Origin of the sequence: Rhodospirillum centenum SW (genome assembly GCF_000016185.1) — a bacterium.
Lineage (GTDB): Bacteria > Pseudomonadota > Alphaproteobacteria > Azospirillales > Azospirillaceae > Rhodocista > Rhodocista centena.
Genome location: NC_011420.2, coordinates 1,435,210 through 1,452,031, shown reverse-complemented (window position 1 = coordinate 1,452,031; position 16,822 = coordinate 1,435,210). Strand labels below are relative to the sequence as shown.

The window sequence follows — 16,822 nt, the reverse complement described above, 5'->3', positions numbered from 1 at the left end:
GCAGGTACTGCCCTTCCCGGAGGCATGCTGCCATGCCGGCAGGGGACCGGATCCGGTCTCGGAAGGTGCACAGGGCCGGATACGCACGAAACGTCCACAGACTTGTCCACAGGATGGCCTAGGACTTTTGTTGCGCAACCCACCCGGATGGGGGGTTGTCGTCGCTGCGACGTTCTGGCAAAAAAAGGGCCGCTCACAGAGCGGCCTGAGTCTAGGGAGGAAACGCCCAACAAAGGGCAATGCAGCACGAATGCTGCGATGCACAATATCGCGCCGGCCGGGACGGTTGGCAAGAGCGGAAGCGGCCCCTTTCCCGGGGCCGCTGTCGTTTCGGCGGCATTCCGGTCCAGGTGTTGCGCGGCTGCATCAGCGGTGGCCGCCTTGGCGGTGAGGGCGACACCCTGGGGACACAGCCCCCCGGGCACACAGCCCCCCGGGCCTCCGGGCACCCGGCGCATGCCGGTGCTGGACCTCCCGTGCACGAGATCGAGGTGTTCCATGCAGCAATCCACGTTTCCGCGATCCGCCCCGCAGACGGCGGTTTCCGCCGGACCGCTGGACGATGCCGGCATCGCCGCCCTGGCAGACCGCCTGGCCGGATCTGATCCCGCCCTGTTCCTGGACTTCGACGGAACCCTGACGGAGATCGTGCAGCGCCCCGACCTCGCCGAACTGGGAGAGGCGATGCGCGGGCGCCTGCGTCGGCTGGCACGGCTGGTCCCGGTCGCCATCGTCAGCGGGCGCGACCTTGATGACGTGCGGACCAGGGTGGGCGTCGAGGGCCTGATCTACGCCGGCAGCCATGGATTCGACATCGACGCTCCTTCCGGCCGGCACCGCAGGGGAGAAGACTACCGGCCGGCCCTGGAACGTGCCGGCAGCGCGCTGGAGCAGGCCCTGGCCGGCATCCCGGGCGCCCTGGTGGAGCGCAAGCGCTACGCCGTCGCGGTACATACCCGGCTGGTGGAGGAAGCCCGCAAGCCAGAGGTCGCGGACGCCGTGCGCAGCGTCGCCGCCACCGAGCCGCAGCTCCGCCGGACCGGCGGCAAGGAGCTGGTCGAACTGCGCCCGGACCTGCCCTGGGACAAGGGCCGTGCCGTCCTGCACCTGATCGGAACGGAGGGCCTGGGCGCCTCCTTTCCCGTCTATGTCGGCGACGACCTGACGGACGAGGACGCCTTCGCCGCCCTGCGCGACCGGGGCATGGGCATCCTGGTGGGCGACCACGGCCACCCCACCGCTGCGGCTGCCATGCTGCCGGACATTCCTGCCGTGGGACATCTGCTGGACGCCCTCTCCGCGCGGCTCGGCGGGTAGGGGCGTCAGGGCGCCCGGCGCGGCGGATAGGCCGGGGCCGCGTGCTCCGGATTGGTCTTCTCGTCCGTCTCCGGCTCGGGCACGCCGCCGGGCGAATAGGGGGGCATGGCATCATCACCCGGATGCCGGGGCGAGGGATGCGTCGGCACCGTCGGACGATCACCGGCGGGTGTCGTCCGGCCGTTGCGGGATGGCCGGTCGGGCATGGGATTCTCCTTGGACTAGATCGGACGGCAACCGGCGGGGACTTCCGGGGTTCCCCCAACGCCGGAACGGCGCGCGGGAACGGGCGGGTGGAGCCCGCGTTCCTCAGTCCGTCGGCTTACGACAGGAACCCGCATGGCTGCCGCTTCTCCGTTTTTTCGGAATCGGAAGCCTCGGGTCCAGGCTGTGGGCACCCATCGAAGATCTGCGCGAGGCGTACATGACGATCCGAACTGTCCTCCGGAGCGGCATCCTGATGGTCGCCGTGCTGGCGGCTGCCGCCCTTTCCGCCTGCCAGTCGGCCACGGCGCCGCCGCTGGAGCCGACCGTCGCCCTGGCCGACGCAGGCGAATACCGTCTGGGGCCGGGTGATGCCGTGCGCGTGATCGTGTTCGGGCAGGAGCAGCTTTCCGGTGAGTTCTCCGTGGATGGATCGGGCCAGATCGCGCTGCCGCTGATCGGCGGCGTGGCGGCCAAGGGGCTGACCTCCCGGCAGGTTGAGAAGCGCATCGCAGAGCGCCTTGCCGAAGGCTATGTGCGCGACCCGAAGGTCAGCGTCGAGGTGCTGAACTTCCGCCCCTTCTACATCATCGGGGAGGTCAACAAGCCCGGCCAGTATCCCTATGCCAGCGGCATGTCCGCCGTCACGGCGGTGGCGCTGGCCGGCGGCTACACCTACCGGGCGCGCGAGGACTATGTCCTGATCACCCGCACCATCGACGGCGAGAAGCAGGAACGGCGGGCGGCACCCAATACTCCTGTGCTCCCGGATGACGTCATCCGCGTGCCCGAAAGGTTCTTCTGAGCCCCGTAAAAGACACGATCCGTCAAGAGCGGGCCGGTGTTTGTCCGGCCATGGACGACAACGCGGCGAACACGACCATGCGCGACTTCTTCCGCAAGCGCCGGCACGGCGACACTTTCACGGGCGATGGCCTGACGGGCAATGCCGGCGGGATCGACCTGCGTTCCCGGCGGCCGGGACCGGCAGCCGTCGAGGTGCCGTTCGAGCCGCTCAGCCCCGGACCGGGTTCCGACCGGCCGCTCCGTCCGGGTCCGCCGCCCCTGCGCGAGGTGCGCGGCGGTGCCCTGACGGCGGCTCCGCCACCGGATGAGGAGCTGCCGCGCTTCTCTCTGCCGGTCGCCAACGGCATCCGCATGGCCGCGTCGGCGCAGGCCGTCTCCGGCATCCCGCCGGAGGTCAGCCAGGCCCTGCGCGAGGCCTTCACCCCGACCCGGCCGAAACAGGAGGTCAACGGCCTGTTCGTCGGCCGGCTGAACACACTGCGCCGGATCATCGCCGCCATCGAGGAGGAGCGGGCGCATGTCGTCCTGCATGGCGACCGCGGCCGCGGCAAGACCTCGCTGGCGAATGCGGTGGAGCGCATCGCGGGACAGGCGGGCTATCTCACCGTCAAGATGACCTGCTCGGCGGAGCTGTGCTTCGAGGACATGTTCCGCAGCCTGCTGCGGCGGGTCCCGGCGAACTTCCAGCGCGGTGCCGCGACCAGCCCCTTCGCCGCCGGCCGCAGCAGCGGCGGCTTCGATGCCCGCCTGCCGCCCGGTGCGTTCAGCGTCACCCAGCTTGCCGACGTGCTGGACGAGATCGCCGGCACACATGTCATGTTCGTCCTGGACGAGTATGACCGCGTTCTCAGCGAGGACGTGAAGAACAAGCTGGCGGAGCTGATCAAGAACCTGACGGACAACGGCAGTCCGGTGACCCTCTTCGTCATCGGGGTGGCCGAGACCGTGGACCAGCTTCTGGGCAAGCACCCGTCCATTCAGCGTTCGCTGGTGGCGGTCCACCTGCCGCCCATGACCGACCGGGAGATCGAACGCATCATCCTGGTGGGGGCGGAGGCTGCGGGCCTGACCTTCGCGCCCGAGGTCCGGCAGAAGATCGTCGCCTTCTCCAAGGGGCTGCCCTACTACGCCCAGCTTCTCAGCCTGCATGCCGCCCGCGGTGCCGTGGCCCGGGGCGCGCGCAACGTCGAGCGGGAGGATCTGGCGGATGCGCTGCGCCGCTGCGCTGCCGAGGCGGAGCGAGGTCTGGTCGAAGCCTATCACCGGGTCATCGGCCCGGAGGAGAACGGAACCGTCGCGGATGTCCTGTACCTGGCGGCCCAGGCGCCGTTTGACGAGTTCGGCAGCTTCCGCGCGGCGGACGTTCCCGCCGTCCCGCTGCGTCCGGGCGGGAACGGGCGCAGGCTGCCGGAAGCCAGCGTGCTGTCGGTGCTGAACGAACTGGCGGTGGGCGAGGGCGGTGTGCTCCAGCAGGTCATCGTTCCCGGCGGGCACCGGCTGCGCTTCCGGAACCAGATGATGCGCCAGTTCATCCTGCTGGCTCAGGCGCAGCAGCGGGGGCTGGTCTGATTTCCGGCGTCCTCCCCGGTCGTGCGCGATCGAAAGGTCAGGCTTAACCTGTCGGCAAGGGTGGTTCGGCTAGCGTTGCGGCATACTGATCGCCTCGCTTCGGGAGCTGGCCTGTGTCTGTGGTCAAGGTTGACATCGAACGGTGCGCACCGGATGACAGGATGCCGGAGGCGGAGTCCGGCCATCCGGCTCCCGAACTGGAACTGCTCCCGCGCCATCATCGGCTTGCGGTTTGGATCGCTGCTGCCCTGCTGCCCTGGGCCGCCATCGCCCTGCTCGTGGTCGGGGTGATCTCCCTGGTGAAGTGACGGCAGGGGCAGTAACGGCAGGCCCGCTCCAGGGCGTGCGTTCCGTCCCGCCGGCCCCTTTCCCCTTCCGCTGGAGCGGCTCCCTGGCATACGGCTCTGCCCATCGGTGCGGACGGATGATGTCCCTGTCCATGGCGCCATGGAGTATTCCTGACTGGAATGCTCTGTCCTTGTCGTGATGACGGGCATAATCACCCTGGCATTGCCGACCTGCTGCCCTGGATGGCAGCCGCCGACCGGATATCCCGTCCCGCCATATGCCCTGCGGCTCTGACGCGGGCGCCAAGCGGATGGCGGAGGCGAATGCCGGCAGAATGGAATAGGCATGGCGGTCCGCACTATATAGACCGTCCGGACGTACCTTATGTGGAGGCGATGCTTAATCGCATCCACCATTTATTGTTTCTTTTCCCTTTCCCCCTGCATTTTCTGCGCAGATCCGTGCGCCGACCCACCGTCGATAGCATGATGCGTCAGGGCCATTCCGGCGGCATCAAGGCGGGCTGTGGCACGCCTGATGCGTTTTTTCTGGCGACGTATGCGCTTGATCTAATAAAACGGGAATTATGATCTCGTCCGGTTCATGATAAATCGGTCGGGGTATTGAATGAATACATAAGATATCCTGAGCCGAAGGATGTCATAGGTCTAAAGCCTTCGGGATTTAAGGCCTTCGAGAGATATCAAACCAGTCGATACCGGCGTAACTTCCGCCCGAAAGAGGGGATCGGAAGCGCGACAAGAACAGAGGGGCAGGGGGTACGCCCTGACGGGGCGCCCGAGGGGGCGCTGGTCGATAAACGCCATATCCAAACTAGCGCGGGAGCGAAACATGGAAAACGTGACTGCCTTCCTCATTGATGCGAACAAGCTTTTCCGCGAGGGGCTGAAGCGGCTTCTCGACGAATCTCCCTTCAAGATCGTCGCCGAGGCGAGCAATGTGCGTGAGGGGGTCACGGTTGCCGATCAAGGCCTGAAGCCCGACCTCATCCTGCTCGATCTCGTCAATGGTGGTGAGGAGGAGGCAGAGGCGATGCGCCGCCTGCGCCAGGCGCTGCCGAATTCCCGCATGGTCGTCCTGACCACGGATCTCTGCACCCGGCGCCTTTCCAATGCGCTGGAAGCCGGGGCCGACGGCTATCTGATGAAGGATCTGTCCTCGGATGCCCTGACCCAGTCCCTGCGTCTGGTGATGATGGGAGAGAAGGTGTTTCCCACGCACCTCGCAGCCCTGCTCATCAGCGGCCGGGTGAACGGCAACGGGCTGGAGATGCCGGTCTCGCGCAAGGGGCTGTCACAGCGGGAGATCCAGATCCTGCGCTGCCTGCTCAACGGCGACAGCAACAAGATGATCGCCAACCATCTGAACATCACCGAGGCGACCGTGAAGGTCCACCTCAAGAGCCTGCTGCGCAAGATCAACGCCTCGAACCGGACACAGGCCGCGATCTGGGCGCTCAACAACGGTATCGGCGGAGAGTTCACCGGCGCTGCTGCCCCTGCCGCCGCGGTCGGCTGATCCGCCCGGGCGCCTCTGCCTGTCCTTTCCGGGCGGGCGGAGGCTCCGGAGTCGCCGGAGGAGACGACGCTGAAGGGGGGCGCCGTGCAGCGGGGCCCGTCGGGCAACGAATCTCTCCCCGGGAAGCGTCCGGGAATCCGGATGACGGCGCAGTGCCCCAGGGCCTGCGCCGTTTCCTGTTCTCTTCCCGTTTTCCGTCCGCCTCCGGCGACGCGCCTGTCCTGCCCGCTCAGGCCGAGCGGGCTTCGTCGGTGCCGGTGCGGATGTCGGACTGCCGCGCGGAATGCAGCGCATGCTGCTGCCGGGCGGCGAACACGCCGGCTTCCGTCCTGTTGCGGAAATGGAGCTTCGCCAGAACGCTGCGCACCATCGACTTGATGACGGCCTCCGAAAGGTTCAGACCTTCCGCGATGGTACGGTTGTTCAGGCCTTGGCCGAGAAGCTGGAGGCAGCGGAATTCCACCTCGGTCAGCCGGGGCAGCAGCGTCAGTCGGATCTCGTCCACACCCATGCGCGACAGGAACTGTCTGGGCAGGATGCAGTGCCCCTCGACACCCAGGTCGATCAGCTCGTTCACGCGGTTCAGATTGATGTCCTCGAACACCCAGGCGTCCGCGAAGGCCAGGATGTGGGCCGCGTCCAGCAGTTCCCGGCTGCTCAGGATGACGATGATCCGGCTGCGGCGGGACAGCCGCAGATAGACCATCGGCTCGTTCTCCCGGAGTGCGGCGAACTGCTGCACATCGATCAGGATCACATCCGGCGTAGCTGTCGCCTGACTCAGCTCCGCGATATCGCGGCAGACCGTGACGCGATGCCGGCTCTCCTTGTCCAGGGACGCCAGGAGCTGGCTCGCCACGACCTCGTTCCCCGGCACAAGACACACCTGCATGGTGCTGACCTTTCCTCGTCGTGCCTTGCTGGCGGGGTCCGCTGACCGATCGTTCTGGGCATCCATGTCATCGCTCTTCTGAAAGTATGCGCGCTTGCCGTGAACATTTCGCTGGAGCGTTTTGTCATTAGCTCGGTAGAAATCACCCACTAGCTTAATACTTCTGAATAGCAATCTGCTCGAAACGATATGGTTTCAAAGTTGATCTTTCTAAAAGATACTGCGCTCCCGTTGTTCCGACGCTGACGATAGCGCCGGACAGGGATCGCTCAAGCCAAGCAAACGGTGATCGTGTCATATCTGGGGATAATCCGTCGGTCGGCAACAGCGATTGACGAGCGGATGTCCTGCGGCAACGATGCTCCACGACTGTTCGGTCGGGGTAGGGAACTACCGCTGCGTTGCGCGCCCGGGTGTGCGGAACAGCCGTGATCTGCCGGAAACCTCTGGGAATCCCCGGCATGGCAGTCAGCAGATATATGCATGCATAAACTTGTATGAAAATCCCGCGCGGGTTATAAGAACCTCATCTGCATCCCCTGAACGCTTGGTCTCCCGTGAGCGCCAGTTACCTTTCCGCCATGCACCTGCTGATTGCCGACCCTGATCCCACCATCAGACTCCGTCTGAAACGCGCTGCCGGCGAACGTGGCGGCGCGTTCACGTTTGCCGAGGCGGCCGCCTGGACCGACCTGCATCCGCTCTGTGCTGCGCAGACGCCCGACATCGCCATCGTTGCCGAGGCCCTGCCGGGTTTCGCGCCGGGGGAGATCGCCACTCTGCGCCGCCAGTTCTCGGCGCTCTCGATTCTCGTCGTCGGCGGGGAAGAACCCGAACGCCTGCGCAGTGTGCTCAAGGAGGGCGCCTCGGGCTATCTCTGGCGGGGGGATGCCGTGGACATGCTGGCTCAGGCCCTGGAGACGGTGCGCAATGGCGGTATCTACATTCCGCCCCTGCTCGGCCTGCGTGCCGGCCGCGAGCGCTTGATGACCTCGGCCGGGCCGGTTCCCGCCGGCTTCTTCCGCGAGGATGCCGCCGAACACCTGACCCCGCGCCAGCGTGTCGTGCTGGCGATGATCCGTGACCGCTGGAGCAACAACGACATCGCGGACGCCCTGGGGATCAGCATCGGTACCGTGAAGATCCATATCACGGCTGTCTTCAAGGCGCTGGGTGTCCGCAACCGCACCCAGGCCATGGTCGCGGCGGAGCGCATGGAACTGCCCGACCCAGGAGACCGGCCGGTATCCTGATGCCGGGCGGTCCGGGTTCTCCTGCTCCGGATCCGGAAAACCGCGCCGCCGCATTTCAGCCTTGCTGACATTGCTGTATAGAGCACGGCTTGACGGAACGGACGAGACGGGGAGGACGGGATGGCCGCAGAGACTCCGATCTGCAACTTCGGCTGGAAGGCCGTGGATTTCCGGCTGCCGGGAATCGACGGGCGCGACTACTCCCTGAAGGACGTGGCAGGGCCGAACGGGCTGCTGGTCATGTTCATCTGCAATCACTGCCCTTACGTGCAGGCCGTCATCGACCGCCTGGTGCGCGACGTCACGGCGCTGAAGCCGCACGGCATCGGCGCCATCGCCGTCATGTCCAACGACACCGAACGCTATCCCGACGACAGTTTCGAGAACATGAAGCGGTTCGCCCGGGCGCACGACTTCACCTTCCCCTACGTGATCGACGCGACCCAGGAGGTCGCCCGCGCCTATGATGCCGTCTGCACGCCCGACTTCTTCGGGTTCAACGCCGCGCTGGAACTCCAGTACCGCGGGCGGCTGGACGCCTCACGCAAGCAGGCCGTGGCGGATGCAGAGCCGGAACTGCTGAACGCCATGATCCAGGTCGCCCGCACGGGGCGTGGTCCGGAGCACCAGATTCCCAGCATGGGTTGCTCGATCAAGTGGCGGGAGGAGGCGTGAGCACACCCCGACTCGTGCCCCGGCCGGGGCGCGATCGCTTGACCGGGGGGCGCAGCGTCTGCTATCGCCCGGCACGACCGAAGGAGTCCGGCGTCCAGCCGGGTATATCGAATGGCTGATATCTTCCGCGAAGTTGACGAGGACCTCCGCCGAGAGCGTGCCGCGAACCTCTGGCGCCGCTTCGGTCCGGTTCTCATCACGGCTGCCGTGCTCACGGTGGCGGCGACGGCCGGCTATGTCGCCTGGCAGCGCTGGCAGAGCGCCCGCAACCAGGAGCAGACGGCCGAACTCGGCCGCGCCCTGGCTCAGGCGCTTCCGGCCGGGGCGTCCGCGCCGGCGACGAATGCCGCCGATCTGCTGGCCGGGGCCGCGGCCAGGACGGACGGCGCCCACGCCGCGCTGGCGCGATTCTACGAAGCCGGTCTCCGGGCCCGCCAGGGCGACCGGGAGGGTGCCGTCGCGCTCTACGACCAGCTTGCCGGGACCGAGGCCGATCCGGTCTTCCGCGATCTCGCCCAGTTGCTGGCCGTGCTGCATCAGGTGGACAGCGGTGACCCGAAGCAGTTGCTGTCGCGGTTGACGCCGCTGATGGGGTCCGACAATCCTTGGAACTGGTCGGCGCGGGAACTCGCCGGACTGCTCTCGGCCCGCGATGGCGACACCGCCCGGGCCCGCGAGCTGTTCAGCCAGCTTGCCGACGACCCGCAGACCCCCGCCGGGGTCCGTGCCCGGGCCACCGAACTCGCCGACTTCTACGCGCCGCCGAAATGACCCTGTCCTCTCCCGCTGCCGCGCCCCGTCGCGGCTACCCCCTGGCCGCCAGAGTGTCGGCCGCGCTCCTGGGCACGCTTCTGCTGTCCGGCTGCGGCATCTCTGACTGGTTCAGCAGCGAGGACGACGGTCCGAGCCTGCCCGGCAACCGGATCTCGGTGCTCCAGCTCCAGCAGACACTGGAGCCTGACCCGTCGGTCGCGCAGCAGGCCGTGACCCTGCCGGAAGCGGTGGTCAACACCGACTGGGCCCAGCCGGGGGGCACCCCCACCCACGTCATGGGGAACGTCGCCCTGCCCGCAACGCTGAAAGAGGCGTGGCGGACCAGCGTCGCCGGATCGGAGTCCGACAACCGTCTGCTCAGCGGACCTGTCGTGGCCCAGGGGCGCGTCTATGTTCTGGACACCGATTTCGACCTGCATTCCATCGACGAGGCGACGGGCCGGACGATCTGGACCGTCAACATGCTGCGCGAGGACCAGACGGGCGACGCGCTGGGCGGCGGCGTGAGCTTCCACGGCGGGCGGCTCTATGTTACCACCGGTTTCGGCGAGGTGGTCTGTGTCGAGGCGGCCGACGGCAAGGTGGTCTGGCGCCAGCGCATCGCCGGGCCGATCCGGTCGGCGCCCACGGTCGTGGACGGGCGCGTCTTCGTCGTCACCATCGATAACCAGTTCGTCGTGCTGAATGCCGAGAACCGGGTGCTCCAGTGGGTCCATACCGGCATCCTGGAGACGGCGGCCCTGCTGGGCGGTTCCAGCGCCGCGGTGGATGGTGACCAGGTCTATGTGCCCTATTCCTCGGGCGAGTTGTTCGCCCTGCGTGTCGAGAACGGCCGCCTGACCTGGCAGGACGTGCTCGCCACCACGCGGCGCGGGGAGAATCTGGCCGGGCTGTCCGATATCCGCGGGCTGCCCGTGGCCGACCGCGGTCTGGTCTTCGCCATCAGCCACAGCGGCCGGATGGTCGCCATCGACCAGCGCAGCGGTCAGCGCGTCTGGGAGCAGGACATCGGCGGCATCAACACCCCCTGGCTGGCCGGCGACTGGATCTTCGTCATCAGCAACGAGGCTCAGCTCATCGCGCTGACCCGTGACGGTGGCCGGGTCCGCTGGATCTCCCAGCTTGAGCAGTACGAGGACCCCGAGGACCGGGAAGACCCGATCCAGTGGACCGGTCCGATCCTCGCCGGCGGACGCCTGATCCTGGCGAACAATCTGGGCGAACTGGTCGAGGTTCAGCCCGACACCGGGGAGGTCATCCGCAGGACGGACCTGCCCGACGCGGTCCTGGTGCCGCCGGTCGTGGCCAACAACACGCTGTTCGTGTTGACGGACGACGGCGACCTGATCGCCTACCGCTGACGGAGGCCCGCATGGTCGAGGCCAAGCGCCGACTGACGGTTGCGATCGTCGGTCGGCCCAACGTGGGCAAGTCCACCCTGTTCAACAGGCTGGTGGGCAAGCGTCTGGCGTTGGTTGATGATACTCCCGGTGTCACCCGTGACTGGCGCGCCGGCGAAGCGCGCTTGGCCGGTATCGAGCTGACCGTGGTCGATACCGCGGGGCTGGAGGAGGTCTTTGATGACAGTCTGGAGGCGCGCATGCGTCGCCAGACCGAGCGCGCCATCGAACGCGCCGACGTCGCCCTGTTCCTGATCGACGCCCGCGCCGGCGTCACCCCGCTGGACCACCACTTCGCCGGCTGGCTGCGCAAGGGGCGCACCCCCGTGATCCTGGTCGCCAACAAGGCGGAGGGCGCGGCGGGCCGGCCGGGCCTGCTGGAGGCGTTCGAGCTTGGCCTGGGCGAGCCCGTGCCGCTCTCCGCCGAGCATGGCGAGGGGCTGGCCGACCTCGTGGAGGCGCTGCTGCCCTACGAGCCGAAGCCGGAGGACGAACAGCCGGACGAGGAGATCTGGGAAGCCTGGGACGAGGCGCTGCCTGACCCGGCCGAGGCCGGCGCTGACGGCGCGGCCGAGGAACCGGCGCCGGAGGAGCCCAAGGCGCTCCAGCTTGCCATCGTCGGCCGTCCGAATGTGGGCAAATCCACGCTGCTGAACGCTCTTGTCGGGGAGGAACGGGTGCTGACCGGCCCGGAGGCCGGCATGACCCGCGACGCCATCGCCGTGGAGTGGAACTGGCGCGGCCAGCCCGTCCGGCTGGTGGATACGGCCGGCCTGCGCCGCCGTGCCCGCGTCGATGGCAAGCTGGAGAAGCTGGCCGTCGCCGACACGCTGCGCGTGATCCGCATGGCGCATGTCGTCGTGCTGGTGCTGGATGCGCATGCCATCCTGGACAAGCAGGACCTGACCATCGCGCGGATGGTGGTGGAGGAGGGACGCGCCCTCGTCATCGCCATCAACAAGTGGGATTCGGTCGAGAACAAGGGCGCGGCTCTCAAGCAGCTCCGCGACCGGCTGGAGACCTCCCTGCCGCAGGTGCGCGGCATCCCCACGGTCACCATCTCGGCCCTGCGCGGCCAGCGGCTGGACGAGCTGCTGGACGTGACGCAGAAGGCCTATGCCCTGTGGAACAAGCGCATCCCCACGGCCCAGCTCAACCGCTGGGTCCGCGGCATGGTCGAGACGCATCCGCCGCCGCTGGTGGAGGGGCGCCGCATCAAGATCCGCTACATGACCCAGGTGAAGGCACGCCCCCCCACTTTCGCCGTGTTCGTGAACAAGCCGGTGGACCTGCCCGAACACTATCTGCGGTATCTGGTGAACGGCCTGCGCGAGGCGTTCGAGATGCCCGGAGTCACCATCCGGCTGCTGCTGCGCAAGGGATCGACCAACCCCTACGCGGAGGATTAACCGGCCGGTAAGGCTTCCGTCCTTCTCCTGATGCCTGGAAGGCGTGATACTGCCGTGGGTGTCGGGAGGTGCCGGTGCTGGACTGGGTCAGGAACCGCATCCTGAGTTTCGAGGTGCTGGGCCAGCGCGACGGGCGCTGGCTGCTCGACCGTGTCTGCCCGACCGAGGGAGCGGCCGTGGCACGCGCCCGCGAGATGCTGGGCGATACCCGGTGGACGGCTGCGAAGGTGGTGCAGTCGCGCAGCATGCTCAACGGTTTCACCACCCAGCGCGTGGTCTTCGAGGAGACGGCCCCGCCGGCGGCGGAGCGCCCGCCGGCTGTCCGCTCGCCCCGGGGGGAGGTGGCGGTCTGTGCCTCGATCGACGATTTCTTCGGCCCCGACAGCCGCCGGCTGATCGCCCTTACCCTGATGGAATATCTGACCCGGCAGCAGGTGACGCCGACGGAACTGCTGCATGCCTGGAGCCATGTCCGCCGTCTCCAGGAGTCCAGCGCTCTCCTGATGGCGGCCATCCACCGCGTCGGCACCGCCCAGGCGAAGACGACGGGCGAGGCGACCCGCGAGCGGGTCAACGTGCTCAATCGGCTGGTGGACGAGGCGGTGTCCCGGGCCCGGGACTTCACGCTGGAGCGCAAGCGGCTGCCGGCCTTTCACGGCCACGACCTGGATGCCTTCGCCGTGCGGCTCCGGGGTCTCGTCGATCCGGCCCGGTTCGACTATGTGCTCCGCGCCCAGGTCAGCGCCTGGCTGGCCGACCAGCGTTCCCTGGCCGGCCGGCTGGAGGTGGTGCTGGATCTCGCCGGGTCCGCCGCCGATCCGGAATCGCTCCACCTGATCGACGGGTTGGTGGCCGACCTGCTCTCGTTCGGGGAGGTGGTGCAGGACCTGTTCGGGGCGCTGCCCAGTCTCGGGCATTTCCTGGCCGATCTCGCCGATCTTCTGAACGCTCGCCCCGACGGCGCGGCGCGGACCCGCGACCCGCGGCTGGGCCGGATCGCCGCCCTGCTTGATGCCGGCACGCTGCCGGAGACGCGGGAGGTGCTGCTGGCGCGGCTGCTCAAGGAGATGGCGGCCGACCGGCCGCTGGACAAGCTCAACGCGGCGGATGAGCCGGGCCTGCTGGCGATGGTGGTGCGCCGGCTGCAACGGGACGACGGTACGATCCTGGGGGGCGAGGCGGCGGAGAAGGCCATCGCCGCGCGGGAGGTCCGCTACCGTCAGGGCCTTCTGCGTGCCGCCGGTCTGCACGGCATCGCCGAGAACCTTAAGCCGTAGGTCAGGAGGACGGCCGCCGGGTCAGGGGCGCTCGCTGCGGCGGTATTCCTGCAACCGGGTGGTGCGCAGACCGCGCATGCCGTGACGTTCGATCAGGCGCTGCCAGGAGAGGAATTCCTCGACCGTCAGGCTGTAGCGCCGGCAGGCCTCCTCCAGCGAGATCTGGCCGTTGCGCACACCGTCCACGATCTGAGCCTTGCGCCGCATCACCCACCGCTTGGTATCGGGTGGGGGCAGGCCGTCGCCATCGGAGTCTCCGGTGTCGGGTGCCGTCGGGGCCCCGATCCGGTATTCCACCACAGCGCCCGCCGCTTCGGACGTCATCTCCTACGCGCTCCCGTTTCATCGCAGGGGGTAACCCTTACGATAGGAACGCGGCCTTAACATTCCATGAACCGGGGCCCAGGCGCCGGGTTCCGGCCGGTTTCAGCAGGCTTTCCGGTTCTTACGATGCGTCGTAGATGGCGCGCACGTTGGACATGGGAACGGGCAGACTGCCGATCAGGACGTTGGTCTCGCCGGATGACATGTCCACACCGGAGATGCGGTTCATCACGCTGGTCCGGATCGTTCCTGGACCGGCCTCGGTTGATTCCACGTTGATGTCGTAATAGCCGCTGGCCACGGCCTTGCCCTTCTTGTCCTTGCCGTCCCAGGTCACCCGCTGCGCACCGGACGCGCCGGAGACCGCCTGCTCGTAGATCGTCTCGCCCTCCATGTTACGCACCACCATCTTGGCGTTGGTGACGGTCTTGCCGGTATCGTAGATGACCGACACGGCCTCGCCGCTGTAGGGCACGTAACGGTTGGTCAGGACGACCTGTGAATCGTTGCCGCCGCTGAACTGGATGCTGGCCGTGTAGAAGCCCGGGGTCATGGCCTTCCCGGTGGCGTCGTTGCCGTCCCAGAAGGCGGTGTTGCGGCCCGGCCGGACCTGCACCGACTGGGTGTTCACGATGTTGCCGTCCTTGTCGGAGATCACCAGCGTGGCCGAGCGGACCTCGCCGTCGATGTCGTAGGACACGGTGGTGCCGCCGGGCAGCAGGGGGATACCGCTGGGTTCAAGCTCGACCGTCTTGCCGATGTACTGCAACGCCACGGTCGCCTGCCCCTGCTGCACGACGCCGGTCAGGTTGTCGAGCTTCGAGTTCGTCGAGATCTGCTGTTCGACCTGGGAGAACTGCACGAGCTGGTTCGTGAACTCCGAGGTCTCCTGCGGTTGCAGGGGATCCTGGTTCTTGAGCTGGGCCGTCAGAAGCTGGAGGAAGGTCTCGTAGTTCTGCGACAGGGTCGCCATCGGGCTGCTGCCGCCCGTGGTTCCGGTGAGGGTGTTGTTGTTGTTATTGCTGCTGCTGCTGACGCCGGAGACGGACATGGTGCGGCCTCAATCGCTCAGATACGGACATCGACGCGGCCGGGCGCGAGGACGCGCACGGGCGGGGGGGACGGGGGCGTGTCGGAGGCGGTTTCGCCCTCGACCGCGAAGGCTACGGCCCGGCCATTGCCCCTGTCGGACTGCTGCTGCTGGGCCTGCCGGCCCTCGTCGCGCAGGCTGAAGCTCAGGCTGCCGGAGTCGGCGCGCAACCCGGCATCCTGGAGAGCCTTCTCCAGGCCGCGGGAATCGCGCTGGAGCAGGTCCAGGGTATAGGGGTTGTCGGCGGTCACGGCGGCGCGGATGCGGCCGCCGCTCTCGAACTCCAGCCGCACGTCGATCCGGCCCAGCTCCTCGGGTCGGAGTTGGACGGTAAGCTGGTTGCGTCCCTCCTGCACGCCGCGCTGGATCGTCACGGCGACCTGGTGCAAGGCCGGCAGGCTCTGCGGCGCGGTGCGGCTGCCACGGGTCGCGGCGAGATGGGAGGCGAAGTCGGTGCCGTCGGCGCGCGTGGCGTCGCCGGACAGCGTCCGGGCCGCTGTCTCCGTGGCGATGTCCCTTTCGCTCCCGGAGGAGCGGCCGAGGGAACTGTCCAACCCGCTTTCGCCCTTGCCACCGCTGGCCGTGACCGCCCGCTCCACCAGGGTGCCTGACGCCGCGGCGGCGGTTCCGAGGGGCTGTGCCGGACGGGGCGCCTGGGGTGCGGCCGGAGCGGCGGCAATCGGCTCCGCCTCCTGGGCGGCAGGCTTCGCGGGTGTGCGGCGGGCGCTGCGCTCCCGCGTTTCTTCCGAGCCGAGGGCGCTGTCGGGAACCGCGCGGTCGCTGTCGGCACCGGAGGCGGCAGCGGCGGTGTCCGGTCCCTTGCCGGTGGTCCCTGGCGGAACGGTTGCCCGTGGCGGCTTGCCACCGGACGCCGGGGCTGCACCGGAGCCGGGCTTCGGCGCTGCGTCAGCGGCCGCCGCACTGGCGGCTTCGTCCGCCCTGCCTGCACCGTCACCCAGGGCGTCAGGAGCCGCGGCGGCATCGATTCCGGCGTCCACCGTCTGATTCTGTGTCCTGGCAGCCCCGGTCGCGGCGGCGAGCTGGGCCACCTCTGTCTGCACCGCCCCGGCGGTCGTCTGCGTCCCGTCGCCCGTCGATACCGGGGGATGTGCCGGCCCGGCTTCCTCGCTGCCTTCAGAATCTTCGGCGTTTCCAGCCTGTCCGCTGATGGCGCCGACGGCCGGAAGCGGGTTCTGTGTCGTCTCGGCTGTGCTGCCCTGCAGCCCTGCCATCCCCTGTGGAGCAACCGTCCGGGGCGCGTCGGCAGCGGGCAGGGACGGCGCGAACAGCCGTCTGGAGCCCTGGGAATTCGGGTCCTGTGCGGCTGCGGTCACGGGCGACGGCTCCCCGGCAAGTCCGGGGACAGGGGCCACCTGATCAGCGGCACCGGCCACGGCCGGAGTATCGACCGGCAACGTCACGCCAGGCGGCAGGCTCCCCTGGGGGGCGGTGATCGACAGGCCCGGCGCGGGAACCTGCAACGGCACGGTCACCGTGCCGGAGGGCTCCGTGAGGCTCGCCGGATCGACCGCTCCGCTCTCAGCCACCTCCCCGGCATCACCGGCCGGTGTCTCCGCCGCGAGGGCACCCGCCGTCAGCGTCGTAAAGACGGTGAGGGCAGGCAGGACCGCCCCGGTCGAACCGGCGTCCGCTTCTCCCGGAAGCAGAGGTGGGGGGGCTTCGGCCGCCGGGGGGATGCCCGCGACCGCGGGCATCGTGCCGGGTGACGGCCGGGGGCGCTGGACGGTCGTGCCGTCCGTCGCTGCCTCGCCGCCTGTGAACCCGAGCATGCCGCCGAGGATCTGCTGGAACAGGTCCACCGTCTGCTGCGTTCCCGCCTGCTGTCCACCCGTCTGTTGGGGCGCAGCGCCGGTCAGCGCGAGGGCCAGGGCCGGAGCGGTCGCGGCGGTCTTCTGGGGGGCGGCGGAAAGGATGTCCATGGCGGTGGCGTCCTGGTCTGGTTCGCCCGGTTATATGCAAAGGCCTTGCCAACTCTTTCCGCGC

The 16,822-nt window shown here is 68.2% G+C and carries 17 protein-coding genes; 12 read left to right on the top strand and 5 right to left on the bottom strand.

What is annotated here, in order from left to right; translation table 11 throughout:
• Positions 1–498: 498 nt before the first annotated feature.
• A complete protein-coding gene (otsB, locus tag RC1_RS21720; RefSeq protein ID WP_012566603.1) occupies positions 499–1,317 on the top strand; it encodes a trehalose-phosphatase in 819 nt (272 codons plus the stop codon).
• 5 nt (positions 1,318–1,322) lie between these two features.
• On the opposite strand, the gene RC1_RS06735 is transcribed toward otsB, so the two are convergent.
• Entirely contained in the window at positions 1,323–1,523 is a 201-nt protein-coding gene (locus RC1_RS06735) for a hypothetical protein (protein ID WP_012566602.1), read from the bottom strand.
• 218 nt (positions 1,524–1,741) lie between these two features.
• Here RC1_RS06735 and RC1_RS06730 point away from each other — a divergent pair, with 218 nt between their 5' ends.
• From RC1_RS06730 to RC1_RS06720, 5 genes are all read left to right on the top strand, one after another.
• A complete protein-coding gene (locus RC1_RS06730) occupies positions 1,742–2,326 on the top strand; it encodes a polysaccharide biosynthesis/export family protein (protein ID WP_012566601.1) in 585 nt (194 codons plus the stop codon).
• Between the two features lie 50 nt (positions 2,327–2,376).
• A complete protein-coding gene (locus RC1_RS06725; RefSeq protein WP_012566600.1) occupies positions 2,377–3,897 on the top strand; it encodes an ATP-binding protein in 1,521 nt (506 codons plus the stop codon).
• A 161-nt stretch (positions 3,898–4,058) separates the two neighbouring features.
• Positions 4,059–4,205 carry a hypothetical protein gene (locus RC1_RS21715; protein ID WP_012566599.1) on the top strand — a complete coding sequence of 49 codons (147 nt, stop codon included), beginning with the start codon at positions 4,059–4,061 and terminating at the stop codon, positions 4,203–4,205.
• 303 nt (positions 4,206–4,508) lie between these two features.
• Positions 4,509–4,775 carry a hypothetical protein gene (locus RC1_RS21410; protein WP_148213399.1) on the top strand — a complete coding sequence of 89 codons (267 nt, stop codon included), beginning with the start codon at positions 4,509–4,511 and terminating at the stop codon, positions 4,773–4,775.
• A gap of 262 nt (positions 4,776–5,037) precedes the next feature.
• Entirely contained in the window at positions 5,038–5,724 is a 687-nt protein-coding gene (locus tag RC1_RS06720; RefSeq protein WP_012566598.1) for a LuxR C-terminal-related transcriptional regulator, read from the top strand.
• Between the two features lie 229 nt (positions 5,725–5,953).
• On the opposite strand, the gene RC1_RS06715 is transcribed toward RC1_RS06720, so the two are convergent.
• Positions 5,954–6,616, bottom strand: a complete 663-nt coding sequence (locus RC1_RS06715) for a response regulator transcription factor (protein ID WP_012566597.1) — start codon at positions 6,614–6,616, stop codon at positions 5,954–5,956.
• A 557-nt stretch (positions 6,617–7,173) separates the two neighbouring features.
• Here RC1_RS06715 and RC1_RS19980 point away from each other — a divergent pair.
• From RC1_RS19980 to RC1_RS06685, 6 genes are all read left to right on the top strand, one after another.
• The gene (locus tag RC1_RS19980; RefSeq protein WP_012566596.1) at positions 7,174–7,869 is read left to right on the top strand and encodes a LuxR C-terminal-related transcriptional regulator; all 696 of its coding nucleotides are present in this window, start codon (positions 7,174–7,176) and stop codon (positions 7,867–7,869) included.
• A gap of 120 nt (positions 7,870–7,989) precedes the next feature.
• A complete protein-coding gene (locus RC1_RS06705) occupies positions 7,990–8,544 on the top strand; it encodes a thioredoxin family protein (protein ID WP_012566595.1) in 555 nt (184 codons plus the stop codon).
• 111 nt (positions 8,545–8,655) lie between these two features.
• The gene (locus tag RC1_RS06700; protein WP_012566594.1) at positions 8,656–9,315 is read left to right on the top strand and encodes a tetratricopeptide repeat protein; all 660 of its coding nucleotides are present in this window, start codon (positions 8,656–8,658) and stop codon (positions 9,313–9,315) included.
• A 53-nt stretch (positions 9,316–9,368) separates the two neighbouring features.
• Positions 9,369–10,679: a PQQ-like beta-propeller repeat protein gene (locus tag RC1_RS06695; RefSeq protein ID WP_234703839.1), complete on the top strand. Its 1,311-nt coding sequence runs from the start codon at positions 9,369–9,371 to the stop codon at positions 10,677–10,679.
• A gap of 11 nt (positions 10,680–10,690) precedes the next feature.
• A complete protein-coding gene (der, locus tag RC1_RS06690) occupies positions 10,691–12,127 on the top strand; it encodes a ribosome biogenesis GTPase Der (protein WP_012566592.1) in 1,437 nt (478 codons plus the stop codon).
• Between the two features lie 74 nt (positions 12,128–12,201).
• A complete protein-coding gene (locus tag RC1_RS06685; RefSeq protein ID WP_012566591.1) occupies positions 12,202–13,404 on the top strand; it encodes a hypothetical protein in 1,203 nt (400 codons plus the stop codon).
• Positions 13,405–13,425: 21 nt separating this feature from the next.
• Here the strand turns inward: RC1_RS06685 and sciP are convergent, their stop codons facing one another.
• The 3 genes from sciP to RC1_RS06670 form a co-directional block, all read right to left on the bottom strand.
• On the bottom strand, positions 13,426–13,728 hold the full coding sequence (gene sciP, locus RC1_RS22100; RefSeq protein ID WP_012566590.1) for a CtrA inhibitor SciP: 303 nt from the start codon (positions 13,726–13,728) through the stop codon (positions 13,426–13,428).
• 121 nt (positions 13,729–13,849) lie between these two features.
• A complete protein-coding gene (locus RC1_RS19975) occupies positions 13,850–14,779 on the bottom strand; it encodes a FlgD immunoglobulin-like domain containing protein (protein ID WP_012566589.1) in 930 nt (309 codons plus the stop codon).
• A 17-nt stretch (positions 14,780–14,796) separates the two neighbouring features.
• Positions 14,797–16,758: a flagellar hook-length control protein FliK gene (locus tag RC1_RS06670; protein WP_012566588.1), complete on the bottom strand. Its 1,962-nt coding sequence runs from the start codon at positions 16,756–16,758 to the stop codon at positions 14,797–14,799.
• Positions 16,759–16,822 lie beyond the last annotated feature (64 nt).

Bases quoted from the DNA above. Each gene is read 5' to 3' on its own strand.
- otsB (WP_012566603.1), top strand. From the start codon at position 499: ATGCAGCAATCCACGTTTCCGCGATCCGCCCCGCAGACGGCGGTTTCC.
- RC1_RS06735 (WP_012566602.1), bottom strand. From the start codon at position 1,523: ATGCCCGACCGGCCATCCCGCAACGGCCGGACGACACCCGCCGGTGAT.
- RC1_RS06730 (WP_012566601.1), top strand. From the start codon at position 1,742: ATGACGATCCGAACTGTCCTCCGGAGCGGCATCCTGATGGTCGCCGTG.
- RC1_RS06725 (WP_012566600.1), top strand. From the start codon at position 2,377: ATGGACGACAACGCGGCGAACACGACCATGCGCGACTTCTTCCGCAAG.
- RC1_RS21715 (WP_012566599.1), top strand. From the start codon at position 4,059: ATGCCGGAGGCGGAGTCCGGCCATCCGGCTCCCGAACTGGAACTGCTC.
- RC1_RS21410 (WP_148213399.1), top strand. From the start codon at position 4,509: ATGCCGGCAGAATGGAATAGGCATGGCGGTCCGCACTATATAGACCGT.
- RC1_RS06720 (WP_012566598.1), top strand. From the start codon at position 5,038: ATGGAAAACGTGACTGCCTTCCTCATTGATGCGAACAAGCTTTTCCGC.
- RC1_RS06715 (WP_012566597.1), bottom strand. From the start codon at position 6,616: ATGCAGGTGTGTCTTGTGCCGGGGAACGAGGTCGTGGCGAGCCAGCTC.
- RC1_RS06705 (WP_012566595.1), top strand. From the start codon at position 7,990: ATGGCCGCAGAGACTCCGATCTGCAACTTCGGCTGGAAGGCCGTGGAT.
- RC1_RS06700 (WP_012566594.1), top strand. From the start codon at position 8,656: ATGGCTGATATCTTCCGCGAAGTTGACGAGGACCTCCGCCGAGAGCGT.
- der (WP_012566592.1), top strand. From the start codon at position 10,691: ATGGTCGAGGCCAAGCGCCGACTGACGGTTGCGATCGTCGGTCGGCCC.
- sciP (WP_012566590.1), bottom strand. From the start codon at position 13,728: ATGACGTCCGAAGCGGCGGGCGCTGTGGTGGAATACCGGATCGGGGCC.
- RC1_RS19975 (WP_012566589.1), bottom strand. From the start codon at position 14,779: ATGTCCGTCTCCGGCGTCAGCAGCAGCAGCAATAACAACAACAACACC.
- RC1_RS06670 (WP_012566588.1), bottom strand. From the start codon at position 16,758: ATGGACATCCTTTCCGCCGCCCCCCAGAAGACCGCCGCGACCGCTCCG.